The sequence below is a fragment of the Weissella sp. DD23 genome, from assembly GCF_001579105.1.
Classification (GTDB): Bacteria; Bacillota; Bacilli; order Lactobacillales; family Lactobacillaceae; genus Weissella; species Weissella cibaria.
Genome location: NZ_KQ970409.1, coordinates 1 through 1,578 on the forward strand (window position 1 = coordinate 1; position 1,578 = coordinate 1,578).

2 protein-coding genes and 1 tRNA gene are annotated in these 1,578 nt (G+C 44.2%); all 3 read left to right on the forward strand.

Features of this window, described 5'->3' with window-relative positions:
- Positions 1–337, forward strand: a 337-nt coding sequence (locus tag WEIDD23_RS11840) for a Holliday junction DNA helicase RuvB C-terminal domain-containing protein (RefSeq protein WP_278279506.1), incomplete at its 5' end; no start/stop codon positions are given.
- A 5-nt stretch (positions 338–342) separates the two neighbouring features.
- Positions 343–1,389: a tRNA preQ1(34) S-adenosylmethionine ribosyltransferase-isomerase QueA gene (gene queA / locus WEIDD23_RS11845; RefSeq protein ID WP_010372892.1), complete on the forward strand. Its 1,047-nt coding sequence runs from the start codon at positions 343–345 to the stop codon at positions 1,387–1,389.
- A 105-nt stretch (positions 1,390–1,494) separates the two neighbouring features.
- Positions 1,495–1,566 (forward strand) — tRNA-Gly (locus WEIDD23_RS11850).
- Positions 1,567–1,578: the final 12 nt, after the last annotated feature.

The following is a 1,578-nucleotide window of genomic DNA, read 5'->3' on the forward strand; positions in this document are numbered from 1 at the left end:
GTTGCGTCGGGTGCGTGATTTTGCGATGGTTAAGGATCGTGACTATATTGACGATGATATGGTGAACTTTTCATTAGATTTGCTGAAAGTTGATGAAGCCGGTCTAGACGAAGTCGATCACAAAATTTTACGCACGATGATTGAATTTTATCAAGGCGGTCCAGTCGGCGTGAATACAATTGCAGCGAACATTGGTGAAGAAGTCGACACAATTGAGTCAATGTATGAACCGTACCTATTGCAAATCGGCTTCCTGCAACGGACCCCTCGTGGACGTGTCGTGACGCAAGCTGCGTATGCACACTTGGATTTACCTTATATTGAAAAGAAGGGTTGAAATAAATGACTGAAGAACATTACACACTTGAAGATTTTGATTATGACCTACCACATGAGTTAATTGCTCAGACACCATTGGAACGTCGTGATGGTTCACGCCTGCTGGAATTAAATGCAGTTACGGGTGAAGTACACGATCGCCATTTCTATGACATTTTGGATTATCTTAATCCAGGTGATGCTTTGGTGATGAACAATTCCCGTGTTTTGCCAGCGCGTTTGTATGGCGAACGTCCCGGTACTGGTGGTCACGTCGAAGTGTTGCTACTTCGGCAAGATCATGGGGAGGTATGGGAAACACTTGTGAAGCCTGCTAAAAAGTACCCAGTTGGACAAGAAATTGCGTTTGGTGATGGACAATTGACCGCAGTGGTGACGGAAGAACTTGAACACGGTGGTCGGATGATCGAGTTTAAGTATGATGGTATTTTCCTAGAAATTTTGGAATCACTAGGTGAGATGCCTTTGCCACCATATATTAAGGAAAAGTTGGATGATAAGGAACGCTACCAAACTGTTTACTCAAAGGTAAATGGATCAGCGGCCGCACCAACGGCTGGGTTACACTGGACGCCTGAATTGTTGCAAAAGGCTGCCGACAAGGGTGTGAAGCTTGTTGAGTTAACGTTGCACGTTGGGCTAGGAACTTTCCGTCCGGTTGAAGAAGAGAATATCGAAGATCACAAGATGCACTCAGAATTCTATCAACTATCAGCTGAGGCAGCACAAACGTTGAACGATGTTAAAGCAAACGGTGGTCGTATTATCGCGACAGGGACGACGTCAATTCGTACCTTAGAAACAATTGGTTCAAAATTCAATGGTGAGTTGCGAGAAGATTCTGGTTGGACGGACATCTTTATCAAGCCAGGGTACAAGTGGACAGTTGTTGATGCGTTTATTACCAACTTCCACTTGCCTAAGTCAACATTGGTTATGTTAGTCGCTGCATTTACAGGACGTGAAAACATTCTGAATGCCTACCGACACGCAATCGCAGAGCAATATCGTTTCTTCTCATTCGGGGATGCGATGTTTGTTCACAAGTAGGAAAAACTAATTTCAACTTTACTTGAACAAAAGGGTTGACGTTTTGCATAAGAGTGTGTATTATAAATTATGTCGTTGAGGCAACGAGTTATAAAAAGCGCTCATGCGGATGTAGTACAATGGCTAGTGCTCCAGCCTTCCAAGCTGGGAATGCGGGTTCGATTCCCGTCGTCCGCTTTGTAGATCATT

Excerpts from the sequence above, each read along its gene's own strand:
- queA (WP_010372892.1), top strand. The coding sequence starts at position 343 with ATGACTGAAGAACATTACACACTTGAAGATTTTGATTATGACCTACCA.